This window comes from Micromonospora palythoicola (genome assembly GCF_036689795.1).
Classification (GTDB): domain Bacteria; phylum Actinomycetota; class Actinomycetes; order Mycobacteriales; family Micromonosporaceae; genus Micromonospora; species Micromonospora palythoicola.
Map to the genome: position 1 here is coordinate 111,638 of NZ_JBAGKI010000005.1, position 18,236 is coordinate 129,873.

Annotated in this window: 17 protein-coding genes; 10 read left to right on the forward strand and 7 right to left on the reverse strand. The window is 71.0% G+C overall.

What is annotated here, in order from left to right:
- Positions 1–192 precede the first annotated feature (192 nt).
- On the forward strand, positions 193–774 hold the full coding sequence (locus tag V5O40_RS03940; RefSeq protein ID WP_332904182.1) for a hypothetical protein: 582 nt from the start codon (positions 193–195) through the stop codon (positions 772–774).
- A 28-nt stretch (positions 775–802) separates the two neighbouring features.
- Here the strand turns inward: V5O40_RS03940 and V5O40_RS03945 are convergent, their stop codons facing one another.
- From V5O40_RS03945 to dnaA, 6 genes are all read right to left on the reverse strand, one after another.
- Entirely contained in the window at positions 803–1,324 is a 522-nt protein-coding gene (locus V5O40_RS03945; protein WP_332904183.1) for a DUF721 domain-containing protein, read from the reverse strand.
- Between the two features lie 178 nt (positions 1,325–1,502).
- A complete protein-coding gene (recF, locus tag V5O40_RS03950) occupies positions 1,503–2,636 on the reverse strand; it encodes a DNA replication/repair protein RecF (protein ID WP_332904184.1) in 1,134 nt (377 codons plus the stop codon).
- 16 nt (positions 2,637–2,652) lie between these two features.
- The gene (gene gnd / locus V5O40_RS03955; RefSeq protein WP_269740546.1) at positions 2,653–3,525 is read right to left on the reverse strand and encodes a phosphogluconate dehydrogenase (NAD(+)-dependent, decarboxylating); all 873 of its coding nucleotides are present in this window, start codon (positions 3,523–3,525) and stop codon (positions 2,653–2,655) included.
- A 38-nt stretch (positions 3,526–3,563) separates the two neighbouring features.
- The gene (gene dnaN / locus V5O40_RS03960) at positions 3,564–4,697 is read right to left on the reverse strand and encodes a DNA polymerase III subunit beta (RefSeq protein WP_332904185.1); all 1,134 of its coding nucleotides are present in this window, start codon (positions 4,695–4,697) and stop codon (positions 3,564–3,566) included.
- Positions 4,698–4,978: 281 nt separating this feature from the next.
- Positions 4,979–5,158 (reverse strand): hypothetical protein, encoded by a 180-nt coding sequence (locus tag V5O40_RS03965; RefSeq protein WP_332904186.1) that lies wholly within the window; start codon positions 5,156–5,158, stop codon positions 4,979–4,981.
- A 315-nt stretch (positions 5,159–5,473) separates the two neighbouring features.
- Complete coding sequence (gene dnaA / locus V5O40_RS03970; protein ID WP_332904187.1) at positions 5,474–7,282, reverse strand: chromosomal replication initiator protein DnaA; 1,809 nt, start codon at positions 7,280–7,282, stop codon at positions 5,474–5,476.
- Between the two features lie 618 nt (positions 7,283–7,900).
- Between dnaA and rpmH the strand changes: the two genes are divergently transcribed.
- The 9 genes from rpmH (at position 7,901) to V5O40_RS04015 (ending at position 17,007) form a co-directional block, all read left to right on the forward strand.
- Positions 7,901–8,038 (forward strand): 50S ribosomal protein L34, encoded by a 138-nt coding sequence (rpmH, locus tag V5O40_RS03975; RefSeq protein ID WP_013736606.1) that lies wholly within the window; start codon positions 7,901–7,903, stop codon positions 8,036–8,038.
- 34 nt (positions 8,039–8,072) lie between these two features.
- Positions 8,073–8,486, forward strand: a complete 414-nt coding sequence (gene rnpA, locus V5O40_RS03980; protein WP_332904188.1) for a ribonuclease P protein component — start codon at positions 8,073–8,075, stop codon at positions 8,484–8,486.
- Positions 8,483–8,770, forward strand: coding sequence for a membrane protein insertion efficiency factor YidD (gene yidD, locus V5O40_RS03985; protein WP_332904189.1), 288 nt, complete (start codon positions 8,483–8,485; stop codon positions 8,768–8,770). Before rnpA ends, yidD begins: the two co-directional genes overlap by 4 nt.
- 3 nt (positions 8,771–8,773) lie before the next feature.
- Positions 8,774–9,763 carry a membrane protein insertase YidC gene (yidC, locus tag V5O40_RS03990; RefSeq protein ID WP_332904190.1) on the forward strand — a complete coding sequence of 330 codons (990 nt, stop codon included), beginning with the start codon at positions 8,774–8,776 and terminating at the stop codon, positions 9,761–9,763.
- Positions 9,764–9,974: 211 nt separating this feature from the next.
- On the forward strand, positions 9,975–10,562 hold the full coding sequence (locus V5O40_RS03995; RefSeq protein WP_269740552.1) for a Jag family protein: 588 nt from the start codon (positions 9,975–9,977) through the stop codon (positions 10,560–10,562).
- 111 nt (positions 10,563–10,673) lie between these two features.
- Positions 10,674–11,354 carry a 16S rRNA (guanine(527)-N(7))-methyltransferase RsmG gene (gene rsmG, locus V5O40_RS04000; RefSeq protein ID WP_332904210.1) on the forward strand — a complete coding sequence of 227 codons (681 nt, stop codon included), beginning with the start codon at positions 10,674–10,676 and terminating at the stop codon, positions 11,352–11,354.
- 338 nt (positions 11,355–11,692) lie between these two features.
- The gene (locus V5O40_RS04005) at positions 11,693–12,985 is read left to right on the forward strand and encodes a ParA family protein (RefSeq protein WP_332904191.1); all 1,293 of its coding nucleotides are present in this window, start codon (positions 11,693–11,695) and stop codon (positions 12,983–12,985) included.
- Positions 12,986–13,012: 27 nt separating this feature from the next.
- Positions 13,013–14,017 carry a ParB/RepB/Spo0J family partition protein gene (locus tag V5O40_RS04010; protein ID WP_332904192.1) on the forward strand — a complete coding sequence of 335 codons (1,005 nt, stop codon included), beginning with the start codon at positions 13,013–13,015 and terminating at the stop codon, positions 14,015–14,017.
- A gap of 1,838 nt (positions 14,018–15,855) precedes the next feature.
- Positions 15,856–17,007 carry a hypothetical protein gene (locus V5O40_RS04015; RefSeq protein WP_408631824.1) on the forward strand — a complete coding sequence of 384 codons (1,152 nt, stop codon included), beginning with the start codon at positions 15,856–15,858 and terminating at the stop codon, positions 17,005–17,007.
- Positions 17,008–17,245: 238 nt separating this feature from the next.
- Here V5O40_RS04015 and V5O40_RS04020 read toward each other — a convergent pair whose 3' ends face one another.
- The gene (locus V5O40_RS04020) at positions 17,246–18,235 is read right to left on the reverse strand and encodes a D-alanine--D-alanine ligase family protein (RefSeq protein WP_332904194.1); all 990 of its coding nucleotides are present in this window, start codon (positions 18,233–18,235) and stop codon (positions 17,246–17,248) included.
- Position 18,236: the final 1 nt, after the last annotated feature.

Here is an 18,236-nt window from a genome sequence, read left to right on the forward strand (position 1 = left end):
ATGGCATGATCAACGGATCTGTCGCGTGACGGCGCTGCCGGGTGCGACGGTGAGCGGTGGGCGGTAATGGTCGGTACGACCCGGGACGGGCGATCCTCGACCCTCGGGTTGCCGGAGCGGCCTTGATCTTTCACCGTTGGAACCGGACGATCGACCCGATCCACTCGCCCGTGCCTTGAGAGGTGACACCAGATGGGGCTGGACAACGTCGCGGTTCAGTGGCCGCGGACCGGCCGCTTCTACGACCCGGTCGCACCGGCCGAGTTCGTCGACTTCGGCGACATCGTCGAGGTGCCGGGAATCTCGGCGCCGACCGCCGCGCTCGCCGAGCTGATCGCGAAGACAGGCACGGTCCGGGCCACCGCGTACACCGAGGTGGTGGATCTGATCCTCGGACTCGACGGTGTGCTGTACGCCACAGACGCCGCCGCCGAGGACGAGGATCCGGTGATCGACCCGGACGGGTGCGGTTGGATCGCGGACGGCATCGAACGCTTCGTCGCCGCGCACCGTCCGCACGGTGAGGCGGTCACCTTCGACTCGGTGGGTACGGTGCTGCGGTCGCTGCTGGCCGACGGTCGCCTGGCCGAGCAGCAGTTGCGGTGGCTGGACAGCCGGCTGGACGCGCTGCGCGACGACAGTGGTGCCGCGCCCCAGTGGACCTTCACCTGCGCGGAGCTGAGCGTGCTCGCCGCCTTCTACCGACGCTGCGCCGACAACGGCTTCGCCATCTACGCCGAGTCGGCGGCACCTCGCCGGGCGGCGCAGTCGTAGCGGTCGCCGGCACCGGGCGGATCGGCCGTCAGCCGTAGGTGTCGCGGGGGCCCCGGCCCCGTACCCGGCGCGGGCCACGTGACCAGGAGGGGGCCGCCGGGCCGTGAATGTGCAGTTTGCGAACCACGTTGTGGCCGACCTCGCGGGCGATCTGCTGCAACAGCGAGCCGGCGAGCAGCCGTAGCTGCGTCGCCCAGGCCGTGGAGCGGGCCTCGACGGTCAGTTCGCCGTTCTCCAGCTTCACCGGCCGGCTGTGTTGGGCGACCTCCGCGCCGACCACCCGTTCCCAGGCACCGAAGACGGTGGCTTCGGCGGCCGGCTGTTGCCAACCCCGGGCCTTCACCAGCCGGTTGAGCACGGCGCCGAGGGGTTGCGGATCGCGGGGGTCCGGGCCGGGGCCGGAGTAGCCGCGCAGCCGGCGCTCACCGTCGCCGGCGCCCGTCGCGGTGCGCCGCCGGGGACGGCCGGCGGCTTCGCGCCGCGCCTTCGCCGCGTCCAGCACCGCGCGGGCCAACTGCGGCCCGGTGGCCCCCTCGCCGCCGTCGGTCACCGGCGCGGTGTCGCCGGACGCCGCCGTGGGCGCTGCTGCTGTCGGCTCCGTCGGGCGGCCGGTGGGCTTGTCGGTTCGGCCGCCGTCGCCGGTGCCGCCCCTGCCCGCGGTACGCGCACCGCGTCGCTCAGCCGACCCACGCGGCTGCCCGGGGGGCGCGCTGTCCGGCTGCGGTGGTTCAGTCGGCACGGCGTACCGCCCCCTCCGTCACCTCGTACCGGGCGCCCCGCAGGGCGGCTGGCACGTCGTCGGCGACCGCGCAGGTCACCAGCAGTTGACTGGCGCCGCCGACGAGTTCGGCGAGCCGGTCCCGCCGGCCGGCGTCCAGTTCGGCGAAGACGTCGTCGAGTACCAGGACCGGCTCGATGCCGTCGTCGCGCAGCAGGTCGTAGCCGGCCAGCCGCAGCGCGAGCGCGTACGACCAGGATTCCCCGTGGCTGGCGTAGCCCTTGGCCGGCAGCGGGCCGAGGGTGAGGGTGAGGTCGTCGCGGTGCGGACCGACCAGGGTGGTGCCACGTTCGATCTCGGCGGGGCGGGACTCCGCCAACGCGCTGGTGAGCACCGCCGCGAGGGCGTCCCGGTCGGTGGTGGGTTCGACGAGGTCCACCGAGGGCCGGTAGCTGATTCCCGCCGCGCCCCGGCCCGCGGCCACCGCGTCGTACGCCTTGGTCACGTGGGGCGCGAGGGCGGCGACCAGTTCCAGCCGCCCGGCGAGCAGTTCCGCGCCGTGTCGGGCCAGGTGGGTGTCCCAGACGGCGAGGGTGGACAGGTCGCCGCCCCGCGTTCCGCCGGTCTTGCGGGCGAGGTACGCGGTACGCAGCAGCGCGTTGCGTTGTTTGACCACCCGTTCGTAGTCGGCGCGCACCCCGGCGTAGCGGGGTTGGCGCAGCACCAGCAGGTCGTCGAGGTAGCGGCGGCGTTCCGCCGGGTCGCCCCGGACCAGTTCGAGGTCCTCCGGTGCGAAGAGGACCAGCCGTAGCGCGCCCAGCACGTCGCGGGCCCGGCGGGCCGGGGAGCGGCCGAGGCGGGCCCGGTTGGCCTTGCCCGGGACGATCTCCAGCTCCACCAGGAGTTCGCGGCCGTCGTGCACCACCGCGCAGCGGATCACCGCGGCGGCGGCGCCCATCCGTACCAGGGGGGCGTCGGTGGCGACGCGGTGGGAGTCGAGTGTCGCGACGTAGCCGAGCGCCTCAACCAGGTTCGTCTTGCCGACGCCGTTGGCGCCGATCAGGACGTTCGGCCCCGGTTCGAGGTCGACGCCGATCCGCTCGTAGGAGCGGAAGTCGACGAGTTCGAGCCGGCGGACGTACACGGGGCCGCGGTGCCGGTCAGGGCTTGCGTACGGCGTGCCCACCGAACTGCTGCCGCAGCGCGGAGACGGCCTTGAGCGCCGGAGAGTCCTCCTGCCGGGAGGAGAACCGGGCGAACAGCGAGGCGGTGATGACGTTCAGCGGCACGGCGAGCCGGACCGCCTCGTCCACCGTCCAGCGCCCCTCGCCGGTGTCCTCGGTGTAGTCGCTGAGCTGGGTCAGCTCGGGGTCCTCGTCGAGGGCCCGGTCGAGCAGGTCCAGCAGCCAGGAGCGGACCACGGTGCCCTCGCGCCAGGACTTGATCACACCGGGCACGTTCGTGACCAGCTCGGAGGCGGCCATCAGCTCGTAGCCCTCGGCGTAGGCGTGCATCAGGCCGTACTCGATGCCGTTGTGCACCATCTTGGCGTAGTGACCGGCACCGACCGGACCGGCGTGCACGAAGCCGTACTCGCCGTCGGGCTTGAGCGCGTCGAAGATCGGCATGAGCCGGTCGACGTGGTCCTGCGCGCCGCCGACCATCAGGCCGTAGCCGTTCTGCCGGCCCCACACACCGCCGGAGACGCCCACGTCGACGTAGCCGATGCCGCGTTCGTGCAGCCGCTCCGCCCGGGGTGCGTCCTCGCTGAACCGCGAGTTGCCGCCGTCGATGATGAGGTCGCCCTCGTCCAGCACGGCGGCCACCTCGTCGATGGTGGCGTCGGTGACGGCGGCGGGCACCATCACCCACACCGCGCGGGGTGCGTCCAGCTTCTCGGCCAGTTCAGCCATGCTGGCGACATCGCTGCGCTCCAGGTTGTGGTCGAGACCGACCACCTCGTGACCGGCGGTGCGCAGCCGTTCGCGCATGTTGCCGCCCATCCGGCCGAGTCCTACCAGGCCGAGCTGCATCTCTGGTGACCTTTCGTGGGTGCGGTTGACTCTGCCGGTCAGCGGGACACGCGGATCGGCATGATGAGGTACCGGTACCCACCGATGAGCTCGCCATCCTCCCCGGCGGGGGAAATCACCGCGGGCTTGAAGGCGTCGACGAAGTGCAGCACGGCGAACTGGGTGCCGAGGTTGGACAACCCGTCGATGAGGTACTGCGGGTTGAAACCGATGGTCAACGGTTCGCCGGTGAAGCTGGCCTCCATGGCCTCGCTGGCCCGGGCCTCCTCGGTGCCGCCGGCCTCCACCACCAGCCCGTCGGCGCTGAAGCTGAGCAGCACGGGGGTGGCGCGCTCGGCGACCAGGGCGACCCGCTTGACCACCTCGATGAGGGTGCTGACCGGCACCTGGGCGGCGGCGTTGTGGCTGGCCGGGAAGAGCGAGCGGACCGGCGGGTAGTTGGCGCCGTCGAGCAGCCGGCTGGTGGTCCGTCGGGTGCCACCGGAGAAACCGATCATGCCCTCGCCGGCGGCGCCCTGGGACAGGGCCATGACCACCTGGCCGCCGAGGGGGCCGAGGGTCTTGGCGGTGTCGTTGAGCGTCCGGGCGGGGACCAGCGCGTTGAGGCTGATCTCCGGGTCGTCCGGGTTCCACTCCATCTCGCGCAGAGCCAGCCGGTACCGGTCGGTGGCGAGCATGGCCAGGTTGCCGCCGGACAGCTCGATGCGTACGCCGGTCATCATCGGCAGCGTCTCGTCGCGGCTCGCGGCGACCGCCACCTGTGCCACCGCGGCGGCGAACGCCGCCGCGTCGACGGTGCCGGCGCTGGCGGGCATCTCGGGCAGGGTGGGGTAGTCCTCCACCGGCATGGTGGGCAGGGTGAACCGGGCGCTGCCACAGACCAGTTCGAGATGCGCGCCGACGGCGGCGATGTCGACGGGCTTGGCGGGTAGCGCCTTGGTGATCTCGGCGAGCAGCCGCCCGGAGACCAGCGCGGCGCCGTCGGCGTCGCCCTGCACCTCGACGGTCACCTGGCTACTGACCTCGTAGTCGAAGCCGGAGACCTGCAGGCTGCCCTCGGTGACCCGCAGCAGCACCCCGGCCAGCACCGGTACGGACGGCCGGTTGGGCAGGCTCTTCGCGGTCCAGGCCACGGCTTCGGCGAGCGCGTCGCGCTCCACTCGGAACTTCATCAATGCCTCCGCGTCGACGTCGACGTCGTCAACTCTCTCATGCCGGACGCTGCCCACCGACCCGCCTGGCGTGCGGGTACCCCTCGCACCTTAGGGCGCGAGCGTATCGGCTGTGTGCCCGACCCCGTGGATCGTGTCGCTGCTGACGGGTCTGTCCCGGCAGCTGGCGACCGATCCACAGGAAGTCCAACGGTGATGATTGGTTTTTGTTCTTTCAGAAGAGATAACTCATCGTCTTCATCGCACCTGTGCAAACTGTGGAGAACCCGAGTATGGGCAGGTCAGGTGCGTTCTCCACAGGTGGGTTCGCTGTGGATGAGCGGGGGTACAACCCGGCCGACGATCCACAGGTGGCCGTCGTGCACACGGTTGTCCACCGTCGTCCACCGGTTGTCCACCGGTAATCCACCGACTTTCTCCCCAGACCTGTGGATCGCCGCGCGCGTCTCGTCCGCCGTCATCCCCAGAACCTTCAACAGCTTCCCCACAGGCGGTCGGCCGGCGGTGGACAACGGCGGTGGTTGTCCCCAGGCGTCCACAGCGGTCCACAACGTTGTCCCCAGGGTTTCTCCACAGGCTGTGGGTAACCGGGTGTTGACGGCGCGTGTTCATCCACCGTCGGTGGACAACAAGCTGTGGACAACGAGTGGCACGCGGTGTGGACACGCCCTCAAGGGTGTGGCCTATACCTCGTTGAGGGTCAACCGGACGGCGAAAAAAAAGGGGCCCGACCGTGACCGGTCGGACCCTCGCCGTGACCGGCGGTGGCCTACTCCTCAGGTGTTCTGCTTGATCCGGTTGGTCAGCTCGGCGATCTGGTTGTAGAGCGAGCGCCGTTCGGCCATCTGCTGGCGGATCTTGCGGTCTGCGTGCATCACGGTGGTGTGGTCGCGCCCACCGAAGGCCTGGCCGATCCGGGGCAGCGACAGGTCGGTCAGCTCGCGACACAGGTACATGGCGACCTGGCGGGCGTTCACCAGCACCCGCGACCGGGAGTGCCCGCGCAGGTCCTCCAGGCTGACCCCGAAGTAGTCGGCGGTGGAGACCATGATCTGGTCGGCGGTGATCTCCGGCCCGGCACCGTCCGGGATGAAGTCCCGCAGCACCTCCTCGGCCAGCGACAGCTCCACGCTCGACCGGGTCAGGCTGGCGAAGGCGGTGACCCGGATCAGCGCCCCCTCCAGTTCCCGGATCGAGTTCGACACCCGGGAGGCGATGAACTCCAGCACGTCCGGCGGGGCGAAGAGGCGCTCCTGCGCGGCCTTCTTCTGCAGGATCGCGATCCGCGTCTCCAGGTCCGGCGGCTGGATGTCGGCGAGCAGGCCCCACTCGAACCGGGTCCGCAGCCGGTCTTCCAGCGTCGCCAGCTGCTTGGGCGAGCGATCTGAGGTGATCACGATCTGCTTGTTGGCGTTGTGCAGCGTGTTGAACGTGTGGAAGAACTCCTCCTGGGTCCGCTCGCGGTTCTCCAGGAACTGGATGTCGTCGATCAGCAGGATGTCGACGTCGCGGTAGCGGCGTTGGAAGGCGCTGGTCTTGTCGTCCCGCAGCGAGTTGATGAAGTCGTTCGTGAATTCCTCGGTGGAGACGTACCGGACCGAGCGGGCGTTGCCCAGCGTGGTGGCGTAGTGGCCGATGGCGTGCAGCAGGTGGGTCTTGCCCAGTCCCGAGCTGCCGTAGATGAACAGCGGGTTGTACGCCTTCGCCGGTGACTCGGCCACCGCCACGGAGGCGGCGTGCGCGAAGCGGTTGGACGACCCGATGACGAACGTCTCGAACATGTACTTCGGGTTGAGACGGTTGCCGCCACTGTCCGCGCCGGTCGGCAGCCGCCGATCGTCCCGGCCGACCGGTCGGTGATCCGGACCGCCGCGGCCGGGTCCGCTGTCGGTGGTGCCATCGGCCGGTATGGCCCGGATCACGTGCTGGTCGCGGGGTGAGACTCCGGAGTCGTCGCCGTAGCGGGGCGCGAAGCCACGCGGGCCGGTGGTGGCGCGGTCCAGGTGCCCACCCTGATCGACGAAGCCCAACCGCTCCGACGCCCGCCGTCCGGTGCTCTCCGCCGGCGGTACGGGCTCGCCGAACCCGGCGCCGAAGAGGCTCTCCTGCCCGCCGGGGCCCGCCGTACGGGAATCGTCCTCGACGGGCGGGGCGTCCGGCGGTGCCGGCCGGTCGAACCGGCTCGGGTGCGGCTGCTCGGGAATCAGTGGGAGCTGCCGTCCGCTGTCGGGACCGGTCGACCGGTCGTCCAACTCGCCGGGACCGTGGTCCATCGAGTTGGACTCGGGAGTGCTGCGGTAGACGGTGCCGGTGGCCCGGCCGTCCTCCGGTACCCGGACGGTGACGGCGACCTGGACCGGTCGGCCCAGCCGGCGGGTCAGGGCCTCGGTGATGGCCGGGCGCAGCCGGGACTCGATCACGTCGCGGGTGAAGGCGTCCGGCACGGAGAGCAGGACGGTGTCCTCGACGATCGCGCGCAGGCGGGTCAGCCGCAGGTATGCCCGCTGCTGCGCGGAAATGATCTCGTCAGCGAGTTCGTCGGTCGTCGCCGTCCACACCGCGGCAAGGTCGGTCGTACCGGCCACCGTCGTGCCACCCCCTCGCCTCTGCTCCCGGACGCCGCCGTCTTCCGGTGGCCCGATACCGGCGGGCGAGATGACGCCACCCACCCGATCGCCGCACCCGGTCGTTCTCCACAAGTTATCCACAGCCTGTGTACCGACCGATTGTGGCCGCCCGCCGATCGCGGGTCGGACCTGCCCCCTGCCGTGGCCGGGCACTGAAGCGGGGTTCACCGTGCCGAACGATTCACCACCGTGTCCGGTCTTGCCTGCCGGCGACATCGGCGAAACTCCGACGCTGACCGCAATCGGGCACGGTAACAGCGTTGTCGCCGCGTCTTCAACCGCCAGCGCGGGTCGCCCCTGTCGGCATTCGTGAAAACCGCCGCTTCGGTCGTCTTCCGTCGCAGCTCACCGCCGCCATGACCGGGTTTGACGCTGATTGCCCCCCGGCCTAGGCTGGAGGGGCTGCTCTCACGCCCTCTGCTAGGGTGATGGGTGCTCGCTGCCCGCGGTCGCGCACCGCACAACCGAGGTCACGCACCGCAGGGCAGCACCGATCGGGGCTGCCGCAGCGGCGGCCCGGACCACCACGACCCGGCGATCGACTCGTCCGGGGCGTCCGACAACGGAGAGCCTGACGTGAGCAAGCGCACCTACCAGCCGAACAACCGCCGGCGCGCGAAGACCCACGGCTTCCGGCTGCGCATGCGCACCCGGGCCGGCCGCGCCATCATCTCGACCCGTCGCGCCAAGGGCCGCGCCCGCCTGTCGGCCTGAGGCCGGTCAGGTCCGCTCCGGAGGACGTGACGTCGTGCTGGCGGCCGCCCAACGACTGCGGCGCAGCAGCGACTTCGCCGCAGCGGTTCGTGGTGGTCGTCGAGCCGGTCGGGGTGCCCTGGTCGTCCATCTGACCGTGCCGGGCACAACCGGATCCGACAACGCAGCGCCGAAGCCGGCGCGGGATGGCGCGGAGGCAGACTCCGCGCCGGTGTCCCGCGCCGGCTTCGTGGTTTCCAAGGCGGTCGGACCGGCGGTGGTCCGCAACCGGGTCCGCCGCCGGTTGCGGCATCTGACCCGCGAACGCCTCGTCGACCTGCCGGCCGGAAGCACCCTCGTGGTACGCGCCCTGCCGGCTGCGGCCGACGCCACCTACCAGCGACTCGGCGCCGACCTGGAAGCGGCGCTCGACGCCGCCCGGTCCGGCCGGAGACGGCGGCCCCGATGAGCACCGAGCAGAGGCCGTCCGGCCCGGCTACGCCCGGTGCCCGGGTGCTGACCCTGCCCATCATCGCGTACCGTCGGTGGATAAGCCCGGCGTTGCCGGCCCGCTGTCGGTTCTACCCGTCGTGCAGCGCCTACGCCCTGGAGGCCGTGGCCCGGCACGGTGCGCTCCGGGGAGCCGGTCTGACGGTCCGGCGGCTGTCGCGCTGTCACCCATTCCATCCTGGCGGATACGACCCGGTTCCGGAGCCGGGCGGCCGCCGACCTGCCGACGTGACTGGAGCCTGAGAATTGAGTCTCGACTGGATCTACTACGCGATCTCGTGGATCCTGCTGGCCTGGCACTCGGCCTGGGACGCCATCGGCATTCCGGACGGCGCGGTCCTCGGCACCAACTGGGCGTGGATCCTCGCCATCATCTTCCTGGTGGTCACGGTCCGGGTCATCCTGTTCCCGGTCTTCGTCAAGCAGATCAAGTCGCAGCGGGCGATGCAGGCGCTCCAGCCGCAGGTCAAGGCCCTACAGGAGAAGCACAAGGGTGACCGGGAGACGCTCCAGAAGGAGATGATGGAGCTCTACCGGAAGGAAAAGGCCAACCCGCTCATGGGCTGCCTTCCGATGTTCCTCCAGATCCCGGTCTTCCTCGGCCTCTTCCACGTGCTGCGTCGCCTCAACCCGGATCCGTCGAAGAACAACAAGGACATCTACGGCTGGACGGTCGACCAGTTCAACAGTGCCTCGGACGCCACCCTGTTCACCGCCCCGATCGCCAGCAAGTTCGGCTCGACGGCGGCGGAGCTGGCGCAGCTCGGTGCCAACGGCACCGTTGTGAAGATCATGGCCGGTGTCCTGGTGCTGGTGATGATGGGCACCACCTACCTCACCAGCCGCCAGATGATTCTCAAGACGGGTTGGGCCGAGGACCCACAGCAGCGCATGATCCAGCGCCTGATGCTCTACGGCATCCCGCTGTCCCTGCTGGTTTCCGGCGCCATCTTCCCGATCGGCGTGATCATCTACTGGGTCACCAACAACCTGTTCACGCTCGGGCAGCAGCAGTGGGTGCTGCGCAAGTTCCCGCCGCCGGTGACCGCGACCAGCGCAAAGCCGGGCACCTCGGCGCGTAACGGAGCACAGCCGGCGAAGACCAGCGGGCTGTTCGGGCGGAGCAAGCCGGCCCCGGCACCGCCGCCCCCGGCCGCGCCGAAGATCGCCGGCCCCAAGCCGGGTGCCAAGCCGGTCAACCCGAAGAAGGGTCGCCCCGCGAAGCGGCAGGGCTGAATCGTCCGGGCCGCCGCCGGGAGACCGGTGGCGGCCCGTTGCGCGCCGTGCGGCCGCCGAATGGCCGGCGCCGGTGCGCGAAGCGCCACCCGTGCGGTGGCGGACGGGCGAGACTGCCCTACAGACGTGCCCGCGGGCACCGGCGACGTCCCGCCGGCCGCGGGAAACCAGCGGACCCGAGGTCCGGCCGAGCGAGTACGGAGATGACACCGTGACCGACACCAGCATCCCCCGCGCCGACCAGCCCCTGGACGACGAGGAGCCGACCGCGGCGGCTCCGGTCGGGGGCGAGCCGGAGGAGACCGACGCCGAAGCGGCACCGAGCAAGGCCGCCGGCGAGAGTGACCTGTTCCGGCAGAGCGAGATCGCGGCCGACTACGTGGAGGGGCTGCTCGACATCCTCGACTACGACGGCGACATCGACGAACTGGTGTCGGGCGGCCGCCCGGTGGTCGAGGTCGTCGGCGGGCGCCTGCAGAACCTCGTCGGCCAGCGCGGTGCCACCCTGGAGGCACTTCAGGAACTGGCCCGGCTCGCGGTGTTCCGGCAGACCGGCGCACCGAGCCGCCTGCTGCTCGACGTGGGCGGGTACCGCGCCAACCGGCGTAAGGAACTGGCGGCGGTCGCCCGCAACGCCGTCGAGAAGGTCAAGGAGCACGGGGAGCCGGTGCGGCTGGAGCCGATGTCGGCCTTCGAGCGCAAGTGCGTTCACGACGTGGTCAACGCGATCGACGGGGTGGAGAGCGAGTCCGAGGGCGTCGAGCCCAGCCGGCGTATCGTCGTCCGTCCCGTGGACTGACGGGTGACCCAGCAGCACGCCAGCGGCAGTGCCGCCTCCGGCCCGGGTGGTACGCCGCCCGGGCCGCCGGCTGTCCCGCCCCGGCCCACCACGGCCGTGCTACCGCCCGAACTGGCCGAGGCGGCTCGCCGGCTCTTCGGCGTACGCCTCGATGTCGCGGCCGCGTACGCCGAGCTGCTCGCGACCGACGGCGTGGTACGCGGGCTGATCGGTCCTCGCGAGGCACCCCGGATCTGGGATCGTCACCTGCTGAACTGCGCGACGGTGGCCGAGCTTGTTCCGCCGCGCGCCAGCGTGCTGGACGTGGGATCTGGTGCGGGGCTGCCCGGTCTGGTGCTCGCCATCGCCCGACCGGACCTGGCGGTGACCCTCATCGAACCGCTGGCTCGGCGTACCGCCTTCCTTGAGGAGGCGGTGGAGGCGCTCGGACTGACCGACTCGGTGCGGGTGTTTCGCGGCCGGGCCGAGGAGGCCGTCGGGAGGGCGGATGCTGTGCCGGGCGAGGTGGTCACCGCCCGGGCGGTGGCGCCGCTGGACCGGCTCGCGAGTTGGTGCCTGCCGCTGACCGGGGTGGGTGGTCGGCTGCTCGCCCTGAAGGGTGCCTCCGCGGCGGAGGAGATCGCCGAGCATGCGGAGGCGGTGCACCGCCTCGGTGGCGGTCGACCCGTGTTGCACCGATGTGGTGAGGGCGTGGTGGATCCGCCGACCACGGTGGTCGAGATCGTCCGGGAACGGGCCGTCGGTCCGGCGGCCCGTGCCTCGTCGAGAAAGTCTCGTTCGCGTCGACGGTGAGCCGGGCAGGATCCAACCTCTGCTGCCGCGGCTGACTTCGGCTCGTCGTTCGTGCTGCTGACCTGCGTCTGCGCGCCGGCCACCTCGTGCGGGCCGGGGTTTCGAGGCGGCCGTGGCCGGTCCCCGGGCAGCGCGCGAGCGGCGAGTTACCGAACCCGACGTGGACCGGCCGCGCCCGTGCGCCGTAGGCTGACCGCGCGTCGATAGTGTGGAGCGGGCGGCGATGGATCTCCCTCCGGGGCCCGACCGCTCCCGCCGGGCGGTACCTCTGCGGAGAGCACGCGAGTGGCCCGGTTGACGGGTGCGGACCGACCATCCGAAGCGGGCAGGGATGACAGGTGCATGACGACGGCAGGTACGACGATCCGCGCGTGACCGGGTCACCGGATGACCCTGTTTCACGTGAAACCGAATATCCGAACTGGCGGCCCTCCGAGGTGTCGCAGAGCCCACCCGAACCCGGTCGGAACGCGCCGACATCGGGTGTTCCGTGGTCGGGGGCCGGCGACGGACGCGACGGTGCGGACGCGAGTGGTCGCCCGGTCAACGCGTCCCCTGACGCGCGGGTGATCCCGATTCGTCGGAACCCCTCCGCCTCCGCACGGTTCGAGGCGGCGGCAGCACAACCACCGACAGCCGCGATGGTGCCGGACCCTCGACCGGCTTCCGACACGCCCGCGCCTGCGGACGGTTCCTACGCAACAGCCGCGACCGAGGCCGCGTACGTTTCACGTGAAACCCCGACGCGCGAAGAGGATGACCCACCGTTGGCTATGGAGGCGATGCGCGCCGTGCAGATCCTGAATCCCAGTGGCGAGGTGACCATGCCTCGGCCCGACCGGACCCGGGTCATGTGCGTCGCGAACCAGAAGGGCGGCGTGGGTAAGACCACGACCACGGTCAACCTCGCGGTGGCGCTGGCCCTGCACGGCAACCGGGTGCTCGTGGTCGACCTCGACCCGCAGGGCAACGCCTCGACCGGGCTGAACGTGCCACACCACACCGGCGTGCCTGACGTCTACGACTGCCTGATCAACAGTGTGCCGCTGGAGGACGTGACCCAGGCGGTGGAGGGCATCCCCAACCTCTGGTGTGTGCCGGCCACCATCGATCTCGCCGGTGCCGAGATCGAGCTGGTCTCCGTGGTGGCCCGCGAGTCGCGGTTGGACCGCGCCATCACAGCCTACCCGGGGCACTTCGACTACGTGTTCATCGACTGCCCGCCCTCGCTCGGCCTGTTGACCGTCAACGCGTTGGTGGCCGCGCAGGAGGTGCTCATACCTATTCAGTGTGAGTACTACGCGCTCGAAGGGCTCAACCAGCTCATCAACAACATCAACCTGGTTCGTCAGCACCTCAACCCGCGGCTTGAGGTCTCCACGATCCTGCTCACCATGTACGACCGCCGTACCCGGCTCGCCGACGCGGTCGAGCAGGACGTCCGGAACCACTTCGGGGACAAGGTGCTCCAGGCGGTGATCCCGCGTAACGTGCGGGTCTCCGAGGCGCCCAGCTACGGCCAGTCGGTGATGACCTACGATCCCGGTTCACGGGGCGCGACAAGCTACTTCGAGGCCGCGCAGGAGATCGCCGAGCGGGGCGTCAAGGAGCCGGTGAGCCGGAATGCGTAGTGCGTACGAGGCGCTGGGAGGCGTGGCATGAAGAACCGTCCACGGGGCGGTCTGGGGCGGGGCCTGGGGGCGCTCATTCCGACCGGGCCGGCGCCGGACGCTGGCGCTGGCACCCTGACCGGGGGAACCGGTGGGTCGACGGCGGTTGCGGCACCGACCGTGCTGCCGGTGTCGGCCCCGCCGATCGAACCTGAGGCGACCCTGAGCCCGGTGCCCGGCGCCCGCTTCGCCGAGATCCCGGTCGACTCGATCGTGCCCAACCCGAAGCAGCCCCGCCAGGTCTTCGACGAGGAGGCCCTGGAGGAGTTGAAGACCTCCATCCAGGAGGTCGGCTTTCTCCAGCCGATCGTGGTGCGGCAACTCGACGGCGAGAAGTTCGAACTCGTCATGGGCGAGCGCCGGTGGCGTGCCGCCCAGGCGGTCGGCCGGGAGCACATCCCGGCGATCGTGCGCGACACCCGGGACGACGCGATGCTGCGGGACGCGCTGCTGGAGAACATCCACCGGGCGAACCTCAACCCGCTGGAGGAGGCAGCCGCCTACCAGCAGCTGCTGGAGGAGTTCGGGGCCACCCACGAGGAACTCGCCCGGCGCATCGGTCGCAGTCGGCCGCAGATCTCGAACACCATCCGGCTGATGAACCTGCCGGCCCCGGTACAGCGCCGCGTCGCCGCCGGTGTCCTGTCCGCCGGGCACGCCCGGGCGCTGCTGAGCCTGGAGGATCCGGAGACCCAGGAACAGCTGGCACTTCGGATCGTCGCCGAGGGCCTGTCGGTCCGAGCGACAGAGGAGATCGTCGCGCTCACCCTCAACGACGGGCCGGGTAAGAAGGAGTCGGCGAAGCGCCGCCCGAAGCCACACGCGCCGGCGCTCACCGACCTCGCCGACCGGCTCTCCGACCGGTTCGACACCCGGGTGAAGGTAGACATCGGGCGGAGCAAGGGCAAGATCACGATCGAGTTCGCGACCGTCGACGACCTGGAGCGAATCGTCGGCATCATCGGTGTGGAGCGCGAAGAGCCGGAAGACTGATCAACGAATCGACAAGGCCGCCTCGCCAGGTACGTGACGAGGCGGCCTTGTCGTCCCGGCAGCCGCAGCAAGCAGTCCCGGCCCTGCCGCAGTGCCGGCCCTGCCGCAGTGAGCCGTCAACTGCTCGGCGGGGCGCCGAGCGGCGGGGCGCCCCGCCGCTCGGCGGCCCCGATCGGTCGCGCGGCCGGACGGGGCGGCGCGTTCAGTCCGGCGGTTGGCGACCGACCCGGCCGACGACGCCACGGGGATTGGTGCCTGTCCAGGGGCAGCCGCCGGTCGCCGTCCGGGCCGGCACCCACGGCTGGAACGTTCGTGGCACCGCACCGGTCACCGACCCGCCTGCGTGGGCAGGTCAACGACGGCGAACGCGGCGCTCCTTCGGCGGCGGCGTGGCGTTCCCGCCTCGGCCGGCACGACGCCGCAGGGAGCCCTAGATCCGGTCCATCGGAGGAAGGGTGGGGAGTCGCAGCCTCAGTCAACGGCACTTGCGACTTACGGCGCGCCGGACCATCAAACCGGAGCTACGGCGCAACACACCGCGAGCTGTGACCGGCAGTGGGGGCCCGACATCGCCGGACCTGCTCGCGGCGGTTCTCCGGAATCCGGGCTGCCATCGAGCACGGGGCCGCCGGGACCGCTACGTGGTGCCCGCTCGCCGGTGGACAGCGGGACCGCTACGTGGTGCCCGCTCGCCGGTGGACAAGGACTGTCCCCCTCTCTTGAAGTCGTCACAGGCGGCCGCCACGCCGGGACCGGCGCGAGCGGACAGGCGTCGAACCGAGGGCGGACGAGCCGCAGGCGATCCGGCGATGGGTCGGGACCGGGCTGAGGCGCATGGGCGCCGGGCCGGGTGCTCAGCGGAGGCCGGCGGCCAGACGACGGGCGACTCACCGGAAAGGGACGGCCAAGCGGACACCGGCGAGACGGGCGATGCCCCTGCGGAAGATTCGCCAGACTTTCGGGGAGACGATCTGGCGGGATCAGCGGACAGGGGATCGACCCGCGACACCGGCGGCCAAGGCGGGTGCCGCACAAGTCGGGCGACGGGCTTACACGGTTTGGCTCACGGCTCGAACGGAGCCGGCGGCCAGTTGGAGCCCACGGCTCAGAAGGGTGCCAGCGGCCAGTTGGAGCCCACGGCTCGGGAGCGTGCCCGGCCGGGCAGACCCCCGATCGCGGCACACCGCTGGGGCGACTCGCTGTCCGGCGGCGCGAATCTCCAGTCGGGCCGGAGCCGTTTCACGTGAAACCCCGCCGCCCGGTCACCACCCCGGAACCCGCGGAAGCGTTGGACTCGGCCGCAGTTCCGCTGCGGGTCAGCTGAGCGGTGACCGAGGTCCGCCGGTGGCGTGCAGGGGGGTGCGGAGGGTGCCGGGAAGGAAGTAGTCATTCAACGGTGGGCGAGCCGGGTGCGGGCACAGGTCCCGGAACCGATCGCTGCGCGGCGGGGTGGTCATGAGCGCGGCCGTAGGCGGCAGTTCGTCCACGCGCTGCCATCGGGCGCGCCGCTGTTTCACGTGAAACAGCGGCGCTGGCGCGGGTGAGTGGCACGGTGCCCGACTGATTCTTCGGCAGATCCACAGCCGGTCACGCCGGGCGTGCGGGACCTCATTGTTATCCACACCAGTTGTCCACAGGCGCGAGCCGTTTCACGTGAAACGCAGCCCGAAACCCCTTGTCGAACCGGGACAGCGGTAGGCAAGCCGCTACCCGGCCGCCTGTGGATAACTCTGGGGAGAACTCCTTGGTGGTTCGGTCCCGTCATTCGAACGCTCCAGAGAGAGTCGAACCCGATTCGGGTAGGGACAGTGGTCCCAGACTCGGTTAGGGTCAGCGTCGTGCACGACACCCCTCCCTCAGTTCCGGACTTCACCCAGTGGCCGTCCTTTCCGTTCGAGGGCGACCTCCGGGTCAAGCCACTCGCCGACCCGGTCTCGGTCGAGCCACCCCGCAAGGGTGAGGCTCACCGAGAATGCACTGCCTGCCAGGCGCCCGACGAGGCCTACATCTGGGTCGGTGAACGATGGCGCGTTCGGGCCATGGATCGACCCACCGGGCTGCCCATGGTCCTCATTCTGGAGTCGCGGTCGCACCTCGACCTCGGTGACCTCCCGAACCTGCTCGCCGCCGAGTTGGGCGTGATGACGGTACGGCTCGAACGGGCCATCCGGTCGCTGGACGGGGTGGCTCGCGTGCACGTCAACCGGTGGGGCGACGGGTCCGCCCACCTCCACATGTGGTTTCTCGCCCGGCCGTACGGTCGGCTCCAACTGCGTGGCACCTTCCTCTCGCTCTGGGACTCGATCCTGCCGCCGATCTCCGAGGAGCAGTGGCGGGAGAATCTCGCGCTCGTCGCGGCCTGGCTGGCCGAGTTCGGTGGACGGCCACTGGCCGAACCACCCCGCATCCAGTGGCAGGCACCGTCCAGTCTGGCGGCGCAGTCGGCCTCGCCGACCGAGACGAAGCCCGCAGAGGGAGGGTCGCTGCTGGACGCCATCGGAGAGACGGCCGAACCACCTGGCACTCCGGGCGTCGGTGTCAGCGCGGAGTCGCCAGACACGCCGATCGCGGTCCCGGTGAGCGACTCGGCCCCTGAGGCGATCGACGCGGCACCGCAGCCCGAGACGAGAGCGGACGCGGCCGAGGCGGCTCGCCCCGAGCGAACGAGGGTTCCCGAGGCCACAGTCCCGCTGTCGAAGACCGAGGACGTCGACGACGTCTCGCAGCTGGACACCACCGCAGACACCAGGAGCACCGAGGCCACCGAGACCACCGCAGACACGGAGGGCAGCTCGGGCACGGAGACCAACTCAGGCACGGACGGCAGCTCGAGCACGGAGGGCAGCTCAGGCGTGGAGAGCGCCCCAGACGCGGAGAGCGCCGCAGAAGCTGGCAGCGTGCGCCGAGAAGGGGCGCCGGAGGCGGAGCACACTCAGACGGAGACCCGGACGTCGTCCGGTAAGCCGGCCTCCGGGGGCGGGCAGCGATAGGACCGGAGGGACCGGGCCGCACTGAGGCAGGCCCGGCATCCGGATGTGACCCAGGACCGCCAGCGATCCGACGGCTGGACGACGCCGCCGGATCGGCAACTGCGGCAGCCGCGACCGTCCCGATCCGACCGACCCGACGACGCCCCGCACCGCATCGACACCGCGGTCGAGCGGCGATGACACCCGGTCCGTGGCGGAACGCGAGGTCACCCGGTGGGCGTCTTGCTCGGTAGGAAAATCAGCGGGCCGCGGCGCGGGCGACCAGGTTGCCGATCATGCCGCCGAAGTCGAGACCGGCAGCCTGCACCGCGAGCGGCAACAGCGACGTCTCGGTCATGCCCGGCGAGACGTTGACCTCCAGCACGTGTGGCTGACCGGTCGAGTCGACGATCAGGTCGACCCGACTGAGGTCACGCAGGCCGAGGGCGGTGTGGGCGGCCAGGGCGACCTGGGCCACCGACTCGGCGACCGGGGGCTCCAGCCGGGCCGGGGTGTGCCAGGTCGTCCGGCCCGCGGTGTAACGGGCCGCGTAGTCGTACACCCCGTTGCGGGGCACGATCTCCACGGCCGGTAGCGCCTGCGGGCCGTCGCCGAGGTCGACGACGGAGACGGCCACGTCCATGCCGGGAACGTACCGCTCGACGAGTGCCGTCGAGTCGTACGCGAAACAACCCACCATGGCAGCCGGCAGCGACGCCGCGTCCCGGACCACGGCGGCACCCAGTCCGGAACCGCCCTGGGCCGGCTTCACCATGAGCGGCAGCCCCAACCGGTCGACGATGCGGTCCAGCACGGCCACCGCGCCGAGTTCGCTGAACCGGTCGTGTGGCAGGGCGACCCAGTCGGGAGTGGCGATGCCGGCCTCCCGGAGCACGGCCTTCGCCGACGGCTTGTCCCAGGCGAGGCGGGAAGCCCGGGCGTCACAGCCGACGTACGGCACGCCGCACAGATCCAGCACCCCGCGCAGCGAGCCGTCCTCGCCGGTGGCGCCGTGCAGGGCGATCACCACGGCGTCGGGCGGATCAGCGATCAGGGCCGGCAGCAGGGCGACGTCGGCGTCGCGCAGTTCGGCCTGCATCCCGACGGCGCGTAGCGCGTCGAGCACCCGACGGCCCGAGCGCAGCGACACGTCACGCTCGTACGACAGGCCACCGGCGAGCACGAGCACGTGGAGATCGGTGGTCTCGGGGCCCGACACGGCGGGTTCTTCGGCAGCGGTGACACCCATG